The organism is Streptomyces marispadix, assembly GCF_022524345.1.
Lineage (GTDB): Bacteria > Actinomycetota > Actinomycetes > Streptomycetales > Streptomycetaceae > Streptomyces > Streptomyces marispadix.
The window spans coordinates 709,254-722,721 of the sequence record NZ_JAKWJU010000002.1 but is presented as its reverse complement, the minus strand read 5'-3'; the positions used below and the strand labels follow the sequence as shown (position 1 = coordinate 722,721).

Genomic DNA, 13,468 nt, shown 5'->3' with positions numbered 1-13,468 from the left:
AACGGCCCACATGTGACGAGACCCACGCACGGCCGCTGCCGAATTCGCCGCATGCGCGTCACGCACCGCATGCGCGTCACGCACCGCATGCGCGTCACGCCCCGCACGCACGTCGCTTGCCGAAGGGCCGAGGGCCGCCGGGCGGCGGAGGCGGATCGTCACGCGTGGCACGCGACCGGCCTGCCGTCGTTGAGCTGCTCCATGTCTCCCCACACCGAGGGGATGTGGAGCGGGTCGCCGGGAGGACGCCCGTCGAGTTCGGCGTAGGCCCGGTGGAGGTTGGCCACCAGCCGTTCGCTCTCTGCCAGTTCGGCGAACTCGGCGAACCCGGCGCGGTCACCGGACCGTGCCTCGCGTGCCGCCTCCAGCGGTGTGAGCCCGCGCTCACGAGCCGAGCGTGCCAGTGCGTCGACGTAACGCAGATAGCGTTCCACCGTGTCGTAGACATCAGGACCGGCGAGCGGTCCGTGACCGGGCACCACCGTTCGTGCGCCCAGCGCCCGCAGCCGGTCCAGCGCGTGCAGCGAACCGCTGAGCGACCCCATGGGTATGAACGGTGTGCCGTGGTGGAAGACGATGTCGCCCGTGAAGACCACGCTCTGCTGCGGCAGCCAGACCACCGTGTCGCCGGTGGTGTGCGCGACGCCGGGGTGCAGCAGACGTACCTCGAACTCCCCGATGTGCACGGTCAGTTCGTCGCGGTAGGTCAGTCCTGGCGCGGTGACGTCGATGTCGCCGAAGTCCACCTCCGGCCAGAGGGCGTGGAGTTGGCGTCCCGCGGCGAGTGTCTCCCTGCGGCACGCCTCGTGCCCGATGACGGTCGCGCCGTGTGCGAAGAGGGAGTTGCCGTAGGTGTGGTCGCCGTGGTGGTGGGTGTTGACGACGTAGGACGGCGCGGGCACGCCGCTGCCCAGCAGCGCCTCGCGCAGCGCTCTCGCCCTGCGGTGCGTGGCGGCGGTGTCCACGAGCAGCGTGTCGTGCCCGTCGCTGATCCAGCCCGCGTTGTTGAGGCACCAGCCTCCGTCGGGCTGAATGTAGGCGTGCACGCCCTCGGCGACCTTCTCGGTGTACGGCTCACGCGACGGCGGCATGTCCTCGACCGCCCCCGGCGCTGACGCAGAGGTCATGCGCGGATCTCTCCCTCGTTCTCACGCCCGCCGCCGGGCCCGGCGGGCCGGTCGGCGGCGGCCGCGTACAGCGACGCCCAAAGCTTGTCAGTGCGTCCTGCCCCGCGGCTACGGTGCGAGAACGGCCAGTGCCCTTTCCGTGACCTCCGCGGGGGTGCCGCCGATGGGGACGGCCGCGCCGTGCTCGTCCGGTTCGAGGGGCTCCAGCGTCGCGAACTGCGAGCGCAGCAGCGAACGCGGCATGAAGTGGCCCTTGCGGTCCTTCAGCCGACCGGCGATCAGCTCCTCGGAGCCGTCGAGATGGAGGAAGAACAGCGGCGCGCCGCTGTCGCGCAGCCGGTCGCGGTAGCGGCGCCGCAGCGCGGAGCAGCTCACGACGCCGCCCTGCCCGGAGCGTTCGGAGAGCCAGCGTGCGATGGCGTCCAGCCATGGGCGCCGGTCCTCGTCGTCCAGGGGCGTACCGGCCGCCATCTTCCTTATGTTGGCGGGCGGATGGAACGAGTCGGCCTCGGCGTACGCCACGTCCAGGCGCTCGGCGAGCAGTTCGCCCACGGTGGACTTGCCCGAGCCGGAGACCCCCATCACCACGACCAGCGGTCCCCGCCGGGCGCGTTCGCGGCCCTCGCGCCCTTGTTCCTCGCTCACCACAGCAGCACCACTCCAACCGTCGCCACCGCCAGTGTGCACAGCAGCGCGGTCCCGGCGGCCACGGGCCCCAACGCCGCCGGGCGGTCCACCTCCATGGCCGTGATGCGCCGGTGTGCCACCACCAGGAACGCCAGCCACGACAGCACCCCGGCCGCCGCTGCCGCCGCCTCCGTCGGGGAGACGCCGCCGCTTCCGTACAGGGCCTCCCGTACGCCGAGTGCCACCGCGACGGCGAACGTCAGGGTGGTGCGGCGCCAGGCGAAGCGCGTACGTTCCGGCTGCGCGCCCTGGTCTCCGGTGCGCTTGCCGGCCGTGCCTTCGCTCCCGCTCACGGCCGGGCACCGTTCGCCGGGGACCCGCTCGCGGGGGACCCGTTCACATGGGACCCGTTCACCGGGGACCGGTTCATCGGCGATCCGTTCACCTGGGGCCCGTTCACCGCCCGCCCCCCCAGCACCACCGCGATCAGGACCAGCACCGCGGCCAGCGCGGTCGCCGTCGCCAGCAGCACCGGGAAGCGGGATGCGGGCAGATCCTCACCGCGCCGCATCGCCCGCTCGCAGCGCATCCAGTGGTTGACCGCGCGGAACGCGCACAGCGCCGCGCAGGCCAGCACCGCCACCGAGATCGCCGTACGCACGCCCCAGCTCAGGCCCGTCAGGAACTGGTCCACGGCGATGCCGCCCGCGACGAGCGCCAGCGCCGTGCGGATCCACGCCAGGAAGGTGCGCTCGTTGGCGAGCGAGAAGCGGTAGTCGGGCGTGCTGCCCTCGCGCCGCAGGAGCTGCGGCGCGAACCACAGCCGTAGTGTCGCCCTGAGCCGGTCGATCATGCGCACGAGCCTACGGGTACGCGCCGCCGCCCACGGCGCCGCTGCCTCGCGCCGGGCGCCTCACGTGCGGCGGTCCGCAGGCGTTCATGTGACCGTGCGCCCGCCCGCCCGCGCCCAGGCCCGTGTCCGTGTCCGTGCCCGCTCACGTGTGGCGCTCGTGCCAGGCACGCAGCCGCCGGTGGCATTCCAGGCCGTCAGGCACGACCTCCCACCCGGGCAGGCTCAGCCGCCGTTCCAGCTCGGCCCCGGGGAGGAAGTCCCACCAGTCGATCTCCTCGGGCTGCGGCCGTACGGGCAGTTCGCACTCCAGCTCGTAGACCCGCAGGAACCAGGTGTGGCGCGGCGATTCGTACAGGAACGTGAAGCGCGGCTGGGGCGCGGGCAGCCCCTGTACGCCCAGTTCCTCCTCGGCCTCGCGCCGCGCGCACTCGTCGTAGCTCTCGCCCGCGCCGACGACGCCGCCGACCACCACGTCGTACATCGACGGGAAGACGAGCTTCTGCGGCGTGCGGCGGTGCACGAAGATCCGGCCGAGCGGATCGCGTACCTGCACGGAGGTGCAGCGGTGCCGCAGCCGCCGTGCCGTGGCGTCCCCTCGCAGCGCCTGGCCGACGACGCGGTCCTCCTCGTCGACCACGTCGATCAACTCCTCCGCCGAGCGCGGCTCTTCGGTCATCGGATCTCCCTCATGCGCCCCATTCCACCACCGGCCCGGGGTGCCGCCGGGACACGAAAGAGGGCTACTCTCCGGTCACCGGATCTTCAGGGCGGACTGGACGGCCGGGCGCGGAACCGATGCGGGACCGGACGGGAACCGATGCGGACCGGCGCGGAACCGGACGTGGAACAGGTGGGACGCATGGCGTACGACGCCGATGTCATCGTGATCGGAGCGGGGCTCGCCGGGCTCGCGGCGACGGCCGAACTGGCCGACGCGGGACGGAAGGTGATCCTCCTCGAACAGGAGCCGGAGCAGTCGCTCGGCGGCCAGGCGCACTGGTCCTTCGGCGGCCTGTTCTTCGTCGACTCGCCGGAGCAGCGCCGCATGCGCGTACGCGACAGCCGCGAACTGGCCTGGCAGGACTGGCTCGGGACCGCCGGCTTCGACCGCGACGAGGACCACTGGCCGCGGCGGTGGGCCGAGGCGTACGTCGACTTCGCGGCGGGCGAGAAGAGGCCGTGGCTGCGGGCGCAGGGCCTGAAGATCTTCCCCGTGGTCGGCTGGGCCGAGCGCGGCGGCTACGGCGCGACCGGGCACGGCAATTCGGTCCCGCGCTTCCACATCACCTGGGGCACCGGCCCGGGGATCGTCGAGCCCTTCGAGCGGCGGGTGCGCGCGGGCGTCGAACGCGGCCATGTCGAACTGCGCTTCCGGCACCGGGTCACGGGTCTCTCGCGCAGCGGCGGCAGCGTCGACACCGTGAGCGGGGAGGTGCTGGTGCCCAGCGACGCGGAGCGCGGCACCGCGAGCAGCCGCGACGTGGCGGACACCTTCGAGCTGCGGGCGCAGGCGGTGATCGTCACCTCCGGCGGCATCGGCGGCAACCACGAACTCGTACGCGCCAACTGGCCGCAGCGGCTGGGAACTCCGCCCGCCCGGATGCTCTCCGGGGTGCCCGCGCACGTCGACGGCCTGATGCTCGGTGTCACCGAGCGGGCGGGCGGGCGCGTCATCAACCGCGACCGGATGTGGCACTACACCGAGGGCATCGAGAACTGGAACCCCATCTGGAACCTGCACGGCATCCGCATCCTGCCCGGCCCGTCGTCGCTGTGGCTGGACGCCACCGGCAAGCGGCTGCCCGTACCGCTCTATCCGGGCTTCGACACGCTCGGCACGCTCGACCACATCATGCACACCGGGCACGACTACACGTGGTTCGTGCTCAGCCAGAAGATCATCGAGAAGGAGTTCACGCTCTCCGGCTCCGAGCAGAACCCGGACCTGACGGGACGGGACCTGCGTCTGCTCCTCGCCCGTGTCGGCTCCGGGGCGCCCGGCCCTGTACAGGCGTTCATGGATCACGGCGTGGACTTCGTCATCGAGCGTGAACTGGGCGCTCTCGCACGGCGGATGAACGAACTGACCGGCGACAAGCTCATCGACGAGGCCGGGCTGCGGCGGGAGATCGAGGCTCGCGACCGGGAGATCCGCAACCCCTTCACCAAGGACTCCCAGGTGACGGCGATCCACGGTGCGCGCCGGTACCTCGGCGACAAGCTGATCCGTGTGGCGTCGCCGCACCGCATCCTCGACCCGAAGGCCGGGCCGCTGATCGCCGTACGGCTCAACATCCTCACGCGCAAGACGCTCGGCGGGCTGGAGACCGACCTGGACGCGAGGGTCCTCGCCGAGGGCGGCGAGCCGCTTCCGGGTGTGTACGCGGCGGGTGAGGCCGCGGGCTTCGGTGGCGGCGGCGTGCACGGATACCGGTCGCTGGAGGGCACGTTCCTCGGCGGGTGCATCTTCTCCGGGCGTACGGCGGGAAGGGCGGCGGCGAAGGCGGTGGGGTAGGAGGGGGCCTTCGGGCGGGCCCTCGCGCTTGGCCGTCGGGCGGGGGCCGGACCGTCGCGCTTGGCTGTCGTGCGGGAGCCCGGGGCCGCGCACCGGGGGAGGGGCGGCCCAACCCGACCGCGTACCGGGTCAGTCGACGAATCCCGGCCACGTCCTGCTGTGTGGCGCACATCGGCCACGCCCGCCCCGGGCGCACTCTCCCGCAGGCCCCCGAGTCCCGGCTTCCTGCGTAGCGGGCCGCTACCGATCCGCGGCCAGCCGCCCCAGGAGATCGCGGCTGGCCGCGGAGACCGCGGGGACTACGCCCAGTTCGGAGAGCATGTCCGTGGCGGCGGCCATCTCCTCCCTGCGGCGGACCGCATGGCGTCGGCTGCCGTCGACGAGCCGGTCGACGGTGCCGGTGTCGGCACGCGCGAGTTCGGCGGCGATGTTCTCCCGCAGCCACTCCTCGCAGCCCGCGGCACGCGCGGCCGCCAGCGCCTCGACCACGGCAGCCGCCATCCCCTTGAAGAACACGCTGCGCAGCAGCTTCCGTTCGGCCGCCGCACCGGCTCCGCCCTCGGTGACGTCCACGGAGGCGCCGAAGGGGGCGAGGAGTTCGGCGGTACGTGCCGCACCGGGGCCGCACGCCAGCATCGGCACGCCCAGTCCGCGTCCCGGCACCGGTGCCATGATCGCGACGTCCGCGAAGGCCACCCCGTGCTCGGCGGCCGTGGCGCCGAGGGCCCTCTTCGCCCCGGGCGAGGCGGTGTTGAGGTCGGCCCATACGCAGTCGGCGGGCAGCGACTCCACGGCGGAGCGCAGCGCGTCGTGCGCGGCGGAGGCGCTGTTGACGCTGAGCACGATCCGGGCGCCGGCGGCTGCTTCCGCTTCGCTGCCCGTACGGGTCACGCCCTCGGGTGTGGGCACCTGGGCGGGGTCGTAGCCTCTTACGACTGTTCCTGCCCGTCCTGCCCGTCCTGCCCGTCCTGCCCGTCCTGCCCGTCCTGCCCGTGCGAGGCCGGCGGCGATGGCACCGCCCGCCTCACCGAGGCCGAGTACGGCGATGACGGAACCGGGGCTGGTGTCAGGGGCCATGCCGCTACACTAAGCTCGCACAAAATTGTTGACAATATCGGTGTGCATCTGTGGAGCGAAGAGGAACCGGAGCGGACGTGGCAGAGGACGGCACGCGAAACGGGACAGGAGTCCCCCTGGTGGAAGCCATTCGCGAGGCGATCATCCGCGGCGAGTTCGTACCCAACCAGCGGCTCGTCGAGGCCGATCTGTCCACGCAGTTCGAGGCCAGCCGCGCGAGCGTGCGGGCGGCGCTGCTGGAGCTGACCAACGAGGGACTCGTCGAGCGCATACAGAATCGCGGTGCCCGGGTGCGTGCCGTCTCCCTCGACGAGGCGGTCGAGATCTCCGAGGTCCGCATGGTGCTGGAGGGGCTCTGCGCGGCGAAGGCGGCGCAGTCCGTCACCGGTGAGGAGATCCGCGAACTGGAGTCGATCGGGGCGGAGATGAGGGAGGCGGTCGCCGACGGCGATCTGCTGGGCTACTCCTCGCTCAACCAGCGGCTGCACAGACGCGTACGGGAGATCGGCGGCCAGGGGACCGCGTCGCGGCTGCTGGAGCGGCTGCGCGGCCAGAACGTACGCCACCAGTTCCGGCTGGCGATGCACCCGGGGCGGCCCTCGGTGTCGCTGCCGGAGCATCTCGCGATCATCGAGGCCATCTGCACGCACGACGCGGACGCGGCGGAGGAGGCCGCGCGTGCCCATCTCCTCAGCGTCATCGAGGCGTTGAAGCAGGTCGACAAGGCGGCAGGCCGGCCGCGTCGCTGAGCGCCCGGCTCGCGCCCCCGTGCGTTGCGCCGCCGGGAACCGCGCTCCGGCGGCTCCCGCAGCCGCCCCGCACTCCAGGTCCCAGGCCTCTCCGCACTTTCCGTCCGACCTCACCTCTTGACCTCTGTAGCCAAGATTGTTAACAATCTGAGCTGAGATTATGGCTGCAAAGGGTCGCGAAGGAGAGACATGACGGAGCACCCCCAGCCGTCCGGCCGGGCGAGAGAGCTGGTGCGCGGCGCGTACGACGTACACATCCACGTGGCGCCCGACGTGATGCGCCGCCGCATCGACGACGTGGCGCTCGCCGAGCGCTTCGCGGACGTCGGCATGGCGGGCTTCGTGCTCAAGTCGCACTACACGCCCACCGCCGAACGTGCCGCGGTCGTCCGCCGCGCCGCCCCCGGCGCGGAGGCCCTGGGCGCCGTCACCCTCAACGCCTCCGTCGGCGGCCTCAACCCCATCGCCGTCGAGATCGCGGGCCGCGGCGGCGCCAAGTTCGTCTGGCTGCCCACCGTCGACAGCGCCAACCAGCGCCAGTGCCAGGCCCGGGAGCCCGAGGGCGCCACCCCGCCGATGTGGGCCAGGCTCCAGGACGATCTGCGTGCGGACGGCATGGCCGCCGACCCCGTCGACGTCCTCACGCCCGACGGCGACGTCGTGCCCGCCGCCCGCCAGGTCTTCCGGCTGATCGCCCGGCACGGCATGGTCCTCGCCACGGGCCATCTGCACGCCGACGAGATCGCCGTCGTCGTCGAGGCCGCCGCCCAGGAGGGCGTCGAGCGCATGGTCGTCACGCACCCGGAGTTCACCTCGCAGCGCGTCGCCGTCGAGCGCCAGCGCGAACTGGCCGCACACGGCGCCCTGTTGGAGCGCTGCTTCACCACGCCCTACACCGGCAAGGTCGAGTGGGAGACCTGGTACCGCGCCATCCGCGAGGCAGGACCGGAGAACTCCGTGATCTCCAGCGACCTCGGCCAGCCCTTCAACCCGCCCGTCGAGGACGGCCTGGCGATCTGCGCCGACCGGCTCCTCGCCGAGGGCTTCACCGAGGAGGACGTACGCACCATGACGGTCCACAACAGCCGGTGGCTCGTCGGCGCCGAACCCCTCGCCGACGCCCCCGCCCGGCACCGGAAGGAGGGCACGGCATGAGCGCCGACGGCAAGGACGACAGGCGCCTGCTGGTCGTCGGCGCGCACAGCGCCGACTTCGTCTGGCGCTCCGCCGGCACGGTCGCCGCCCACACGGCAGCGGGCGGCGAAGCCCTCGTGGTGGCCCTCTCCTACGGCGAGCGAGGCGAGTCCGGGGTGCTGTGGAAGCAGGAGGGCCAGACCGAGGAGAACGTGAAGCGAATACGCCACGAGGAGGCGAGCAAGGCCGCCGCCGCAGTGGGCGCCGACTTCCGCGCCTTCGACCTCGGCGACTACCCGCTGCACGTCTCCGCGGAGTCCGTCGGCAGGCTCGCGGAGCTGATGCGCGACTTCGCGCCCCACGTGGTCCTCACCCACCCCGAGAAGGACCCGTTCAACCCCGACCACCCCGTCGCACACGAGGCGGTCGCCAAGGCGCGGCTGCTGACCTCGGGCGCCGGAGTCGCCAGCGGCTTCCGCACCGCGCCCCCCTCGCAGTTCCTGGCCTTCGAGCCGCACCAGCCGGAACTGTGCGGTTTCACACCGACCGTCTACGTGGACATCACGCCCGTATTCGCTCGTAAGGTCGAGGCCATGAGCTGCATGGCTGCTCAGCAGTATCTCCAGGAGTACTACGCACAGCGCGCCGACCAGCGCGGCAACCACGCCCGCAAGGTCACCGGCGACGACGGCATCCGTCAGGCGGAGGCCTTCCAGCGGCTGCTGCCCAACGTCGTGGACGCGCTGTGAGCGCGGCGAAGCCCCCGGCACCGGCCGCGTCGGCACTGGAGGAGCTGGCCACCGCGGGCGTGGCCACCGTCTACGAGGCGTACGGACGCCGCGGCCTGCTCGACGCGGAGTGGATACCGCTCCAGCCGGGCCGCCGTGCCGCCGGACCGGCCCGTATCGCCCGCTGCGGACAGGGCGACAACCGGGCGGTGCACGAGGTGATGACGCATCTGCTGCCCGGCGAGGTCCTCGTGCTGACCATGCCCGAACCGGAACCAGTGGCCCTCTTCGGGGACCTCCTCGCCACCCAGGCCGCGGCCTGCGGCGCCGCGGCGGTCCTCGTCGACGCCGCGGTACGAGACAGCGCCGACCTGGCACGCCTCGACTACGGGGTGTGGACGCGCTGGCGCCGCGCCCGCGGAGCCACCAAGGACGAGCGCGGAAGCGTGAACGTCCGCGTCGAGGTCGGCGGCACGACCGTCGCACCCGGCGACGTGGTCGTCCTCGACGACGACGGGGCCACCGCCGTCGCCGCGGCCGACGTCACCGCCACCGTCGAGGCCGTGCGCCGCCGCATCGCCAACGAGAACGGCCTGCGCGCACGCTGGGCCGCCGGCGAATTCAGCTACGACGCCTACGGCCTGCGCGAGGCCGACGAGAACCCGCGACCGGGGGTGGGGACATGACCGCCGTGCTGAGCGCAGAGCGGCTGACCAAGCAGTTCACCAAGGACGACAGCGCCATCGTCGCCCTGCGCGACTTCGCCCTCAGCGTCGAGGAGGGCAGCTTCCTCACCGTCCTCGGACGCAGCGGATGCGGCAAGTCCACGATGCTCAACCTCCTCGCCGGGCTCACCGAACCCACCGAGGGGACCGTCTCCCACCGCGGCAGGAAGCTGGAGGGGCCGGACATCGACATCGGCTACCTCACCCAGTCCGACACGCTCATGCCGTGGCGCGACGTACGGCGCAACGTCGAGATGCCTCTGGAGATCCGCGGAGTGAAGGCCCGCGAGCGCCGCAAGACCGCCGCCGGGCTGCTGCGCCGCGTCGGGCTCGAAGGCTTCGAGAAGCACTACCCGCGCGAACTCTCCGGCGGCATGCGCAGGCGCGCGTCCCTCGCGCGCATGCTCGCGGGCACCCCCCGCACGCTGCTGATGGACGAACCGTTCGGCGCCCTCGACGCCCAGCTACGCACCGAACTCCAGGAGGAGCTGCTGCGGTTGTGGCAGGGCAGCGGGCAGACCGTCGTGTTCGTCACCCACGACATCGAAGAGGCGCTGCTGCTCGGCGACCGGATCGTCGTGCTCGGCGGACTCGGGCGCATCGTCGCCGACGAGAGGATCGACCTGCCACGCCCGCGGCACGTGGACGCCCTGCGCGTGGACCCGGAGTTCGTGCGCCTGCACACCGCGATGGCCGCCGCGCTGAAGGAGGGCTCGTCATGACCGAGCAGACCGTGACGCCGTCGTCCGGCCGCAGGCGCAAGGCGTCCGACGGCAGCGGCGCCCCGGGGGAGGGCGGCGCGCCGGCCTCCGGACCCGTACGGATACCGCTGAACCGCACCTGGCGGGAGCGGCACGGCACCACGATGACTGTTTGGGGCCTGCGGGCGCTCCTCGTGATCGTGCTGCTCGCGACCTGGGAGCTGACAGGCGGCTCCCTCTTCGACATCACCTTCACCAGCAAGCCCAGCGCCATCTTCGAACGGCTCGGGGAGTGGTGGGCCGACGGCACCCTCTGGACCCATAGCTGGGTGACCATCCAGGAGATCGTCTACGGCTTCCTGCTCGGAGCGGTCGCCGGGGCGCTTGCCGGGTTCGCACTCGCGTCGGCCCAGCTCGCCTACCGGGTGCTGGACCCGTTCGTGATGGCGCTGTACTCGATCCCCAAGGTGGCGCTGGCGCCGCTGTTCATCGTCTGGTTCGGCATCGGGATGCACATGAAGGTGCTGCTCGCCGCCGCCACCGTCTTCTTCCTCGTCTTCCTCAACACCGCCGCCGGTGTACGGGAAGTCGACCGCGGACTCATCGACGCCGTACGGCTCATGGGCGGCTCCCGCAGGGAGATCGCCCGCAAGGTCGTGCTTCCCGCGTCGATGACGGGGGTGCTCACCGGGTTGAAGGTCGCCGTTCCCTACGCGCTGATCGGTGCCGTCATCGGCGAGCTGGTCGCCTCCAACCAGGGCCTCGGCTATCTGATCAACGACGCCGCGGCGCAGTTCGACACCGCCGGGGTCTTCGCGACGCTCGTCGTGCTGAGCGTCATCGCGGGCCTGCTGAACGTATTCGTCGGCCTCATCGGGCGCCGGGTCAACCGGTGGAAACCCGTGGAGTCGCAGGGGTGAGCGGGTTGATAGCCTCCGCGTCGCCGATCTTCGAGTCCCCGATCTGAGTCCCTTTCACGTCCCACCGCTCACCCTCCACCCGTCCGCCCCGGACGAAGCGGAAAACTGCAACTGGAGCTTGAACCATGGGCAAGCACATCGAGCGCAGAACCCTTCTGAAGTCCCTCGCCGCGACCCCCGTCCTCCTCTCTCCCCTCGCTGCCGGATGCGCCCAGCACGGGTCCTCGACGTCGGCGGGCACGCTCAACGTCGGCCAGATCAGCAACTCGGTGGCGTTCTTCCCGCTCTTCGTGGCGGAGGAGAAGGGCTACTTCAAGGACGAAGGGCTCAAGCTCGGCGAGCGCCCGCGCCTGGGCACCGGCGCGAAGGTGGCGGCGGCGCTGAAGTCCGGCTCCATAGACCTGGGCGGCGGGGTCCTCACCGACGCGTTCAACCTCGCGAAGTCCTCCGAGCCCGGCGGTACGAAGGTCCTCTCCAGCCTCGTCACCGAGTACTACGTCGACATAGTCGTCGGCAAGTCGCTCAAGGCGCCCAGCGAGGCGGCCAGCGTGGAGTCCCGTGTGAAGGCGCTGGTCGGCAAGAAGATCGGCATCACCGGGCCGGGCAGCGGCACCGAAGCCCTCGTCAACTACCTCTTCGACCGCATCGGCAAGAAGGCGAAGACCGATGCGACGCTGGTCAACCTGGGCAGCGCCGCGACGTCCGCGATCGGCGCGCTCAAGTCCGGCCGGGTCGACGCGCTTTCGTTCTTCCAGCCGATCGGCCAGCAGGCCGAGGCGGACGGGTCGGGGCGCATCCTCATCTCGCCCGCGCGTGGCGATGTGGCCGACATGATGGGCGCGTTGCACGGCGTCGTCTTCTCCACGCAGAAGCTGCTGAAGAAGAAGCAGAAGGAGACCGACGCGTTCCAGAACGCGATCAAGCGCGCTCAGCAGGACGTGCAGGGCGACCCGGACAAGGTGCGGGAGCTGCTGGAGAAGTATCTCAAGGACACCTCGCCGAAGGCACTGAACGCGCTCGTGCCGATGCTGCGCAGGGAGATGCCGCAGTCGCCCACGGTCGAGAAGCGGCCTTACGAGACGGCGCGGCGGTTCCACCAGGAGAGCAAGCTGGTGGACAAGGCGCCGTCGTTCGCCGACATGAAGGCGTAAGTCGCGCGGCGGGGGCGGGACTTCGGGCGTCCCGCCCCCGGTTGCGCGTTTCTCGTTCCTCGTTGGGCCGCCCGGCCTGTCAGCGTGTTGCGTACGCGATGAACGCTTCCCATTGCGTTGCGGGGAAGGCGAGTTGGGGCCCGGCTATGTTCTTGGAGTCCCGGACGTGCACGGTGCTCGGGCAGTCGGCGACCTCTACGCAGTTGCCGCCCTCGGGGCTGCTGTACGTGGACTTGCGCCAGTCCAGGGCGACTTCGAGGCAGGCGCCGCCTTCGCCGCTGCTGTAGCTGCTTTTGAACCAGTGCCGCGTCGTGTTCATGCTTCTCCAAGCAACTTCTCGATGAGACCCAGGGATTCGTCAGGCGTGAGCGCCTGCGCCCGGATGATTCCATAACGGGCCTCGACAGCGCGCACGGCTTCCCTCTTTGTGAACCAGACATTGCGGTCCTGGATTTCACCGTAGGCGACCTTGGGCTGGTCGTCGGTCTCAAGCAGGATCAGCGGCCCGGCCTGCCCCGGGTGATCGGTGCGGTGGGTCGGCATCACTTGAAGCTCGACGTGGCGCAATTTTGCCAACCGCACCAGTTGTTGAAGTTGCTCTCGGAGGACCGTCGCACCGCCGAACGGCCTGTGGAGGATGACTTCCTCCAGCACGAAGCTCAGGGTCGGCGGTGGCCAGCGGTTGAAAATCTCCTGCCTGGCGAGACGGGCTGCGACCCGCGCTTCGATTGTCTCCTCGTCGAGAAGCGGGCGGCGCAGCGTGAACACCGCCCGCGCATAGTCCTCGGTCTGGAGAAGTCCGGGAACGACCATGGTCTCGTACTCGTGGAGTTCGACCGCTTCAGACTCCAGCCTCGCGAACTCGCGGAAGAACGCCGGGTATCGAAGGCGGGCCTTGTCCACTTCGTCCTCGACGGCCTTCAGCAACCCCCGCGCGTCCAGGAGCCGTTCCGCTGCCGCGATGAACTGCGGCTTCGCGGGGCGTCGTCCGCGTTCGACCGAGGAGACCTGGTCCGTGCCGTAGCCCGCCTTTTTGCCGAACTCCGCCTGGGTCAGGCCCGCTTGCTCGCGCAGGTGCTTGATCTGTTTGCCGAGGATCTTGTGTACGGGGTCCGATGTGTTCGCCTCGGTGTCGAGGTCGTCGATGTCGGTCATGGCTGT

15 protein-coding genes and 1 pseudogene are annotated in these 13,468 nt (G+C 71.1%); 8 read left to right on the top strand and 8 right to left on the bottom strand.

Annotated features, from left to right (window positions below):
- Nucleotides 1-158: 158 nt before the first annotated feature.
- The 5 genes and pseudogenes from MMA15_RS03185 to MMA15_RS03165 all read right to left on the bottom strand — a co-directional run bounded on the left by MMA15_RS03185 (nt 159) and on the right by MMA15_RS03165 (nt 3,283).
- On the bottom strand, nt 159-1,127 hold the full coding sequence (locus tag MMA15_RS03185; protein ID WP_241057398.1) for an MBL fold metallo-hydrolase: 969 nt from the start codon (nt 1,125-1,127) through the stop codon (nt 159-161).
- 108 nt (nt 1,128-1,235) lie between these two features.
- Entirely contained in the window at nt 1,236-1,709 is a 474-nt protein-coding gene (locus tag MMA15_RS03180) for a gluconokinase (RefSeq protein ID WP_241062948.1), read from the bottom strand.
- A 59-nt stretch (nt 1,710-1,768) separates the two neighbouring features.
- Nucleotides 1,769-2,107, bottom strand: coding sequence for a DUF202 domain-containing protein (locus MMA15_RS03175; RefSeq protein WP_241057397.1), 339 nt, complete (start codon nt 2,105-2,107; stop codon nt 1,769-1,771).
- A 116-nt stretch (nt 2,108-2,223) separates the two neighbouring features.
- A pseudogene (locus tag MMA15_RS03170) lies at nt 2,224-2,607 on the bottom strand (YidH family protein); the annotation flags it as partial.
- Nucleotides 2,608-2,749: 142 nt separating this feature from the next.
- A complete protein-coding gene (locus MMA15_RS03165) occupies nt 2,750-3,283 on the bottom strand; it encodes an NUDIX domain-containing protein (protein ID WP_241057396.1) in 534 nt (177 codons plus the stop codon).
- 183 nt (nt 3,284-3,466) lie between these two features.
- On the opposite strand from MMA15_RS03165, the gene MMA15_RS03160 reads away from it, so the two are divergent.
- Nucleotides 3,467-5,122, top strand: coding sequence for an FAD-binding dehydrogenase (locus MMA15_RS03160; RefSeq protein ID WP_241057395.1), 1,656 nt, complete (start codon nt 3,467-3,469; stop codon nt 5,120-5,122).
- A 240-nt stretch (nt 5,123-5,362) separates the two neighbouring features.
- On the opposite strand, the gene MMA15_RS03155 is transcribed toward MMA15_RS03160, so the two are convergent.
- Nucleotides 5,363-6,199, bottom strand: coding sequence for a DUF1932 domain-containing protein (locus MMA15_RS03155; RefSeq protein ID WP_241057394.1), 837 nt, complete (start codon nt 6,197-6,199; stop codon nt 5,363-5,365).
- A gap of 119 nt (nt 6,200-6,318) precedes the next feature.
- Here MMA15_RS03155 and MMA15_RS03150 point away from each other — a divergent pair, with 119 nt between their 5' ends.
- The 7 genes from MMA15_RS03150 to MMA15_RS03120 all read left to right on the top strand — a co-directional run bounded on the left by MMA15_RS03150 (nt 6,319) and on the right by MMA15_RS03120 (nt 12,307).
- Nucleotides 6,319-6,948, top strand: coding sequence for a GntR family transcriptional regulator (locus tag MMA15_RS03150; RefSeq protein WP_241057393.1), 630 nt, complete (start codon nt 6,319-6,321; stop codon nt 6,946-6,948).
- 189 nt (nt 6,949-7,137) lie between these two features.
- The gene (locus tag MMA15_RS03145; protein WP_241057392.1) at nt 7,138-8,103 is read left to right on the top strand and encodes a DUF6282 family protein; all 966 of its coding nucleotides are present in this window, start codon (nt 7,138-7,140) and stop codon (nt 8,101-8,103) included.
- Nucleotides 8,100-8,831: a PIG-L deacetylase family protein gene (locus MMA15_RS03140; RefSeq protein WP_241057391.1), complete on the top strand. Its 732-nt coding sequence runs from the start codon at nt 8,100-8,102 to the stop codon at nt 8,829-8,831. The genes MMA15_RS03145 and MMA15_RS03140 overlap by 4 nt, the downstream gene beginning before the upstream one ends.
- Nucleotides 8,828-9,496 (top strand): RraA family protein, encoded by a 669-nt coding sequence (locus MMA15_RS03135; RefSeq protein WP_241057390.1) that lies wholly within the window; start codon nt 8,828-8,830, stop codon nt 9,494-9,496. The genes MMA15_RS03140 and MMA15_RS03135 overlap by 4 nt, the downstream gene beginning before the upstream one ends.
- Entirely contained in the window at nt 9,493-10,257 is a 765-nt protein-coding gene (locus MMA15_RS03130; RefSeq protein ID WP_241057389.1) for an ABC transporter ATP-binding protein, read from the top strand. Before MMA15_RS03135 ends, MMA15_RS03130 begins: the two co-directional genes overlap by 4 nt.
- Nucleotides 10,254-11,156 (top strand): ABC transporter permease, encoded by a 903-nt coding sequence (locus MMA15_RS03125; RefSeq protein WP_241057388.1) that lies wholly within the window; start codon nt 10,254-10,256, stop codon nt 11,154-11,156. The genes MMA15_RS03130 and MMA15_RS03125 overlap by 4 nt, the downstream gene beginning before the upstream one ends.
- A 125-nt stretch (nt 11,157-11,281) precedes the next feature.
- Nucleotides 11,282-12,307 carry an ABC transporter substrate-binding protein gene (locus MMA15_RS03120; RefSeq protein ID WP_241057387.1) on the top strand — a complete coding sequence of 342 codons (1,026 nt, stop codon included), beginning with the start codon at nt 11,282-11,284 and terminating at the stop codon, nt 12,305-12,307.
- 79 nt (nt 12,308-12,386) lie between these two features.
- Here the strand turns inward: MMA15_RS03120 and MMA15_RS03115 are convergent, their stop codons facing one another.
- Together MMA15_RS03115 and MMA15_RS03110 are read right to left on the bottom strand one after the other, a co-directional pair.
- Nucleotides 12,387-12,626 carry a DUF397 domain-containing protein gene (locus tag MMA15_RS03115; protein ID WP_241057386.1) on the bottom strand — a complete coding sequence of 80 codons (240 nt, stop codon included), beginning with the start codon at nt 12,624-12,626 and terminating at the stop codon, nt 12,387-12,389.
- Entirely contained in the window at nt 12,623-13,462 is an 840-nt protein-coding gene (locus MMA15_RS03110) for a helix-turn-helix domain-containing protein (protein WP_241057385.1), read from the bottom strand. The genes MMA15_RS03115 and MMA15_RS03110 overlap by 4 nt, the downstream gene beginning before the upstream one ends.
- Nucleotides 13,463-13,468 lie beyond the last annotated feature (6 nt).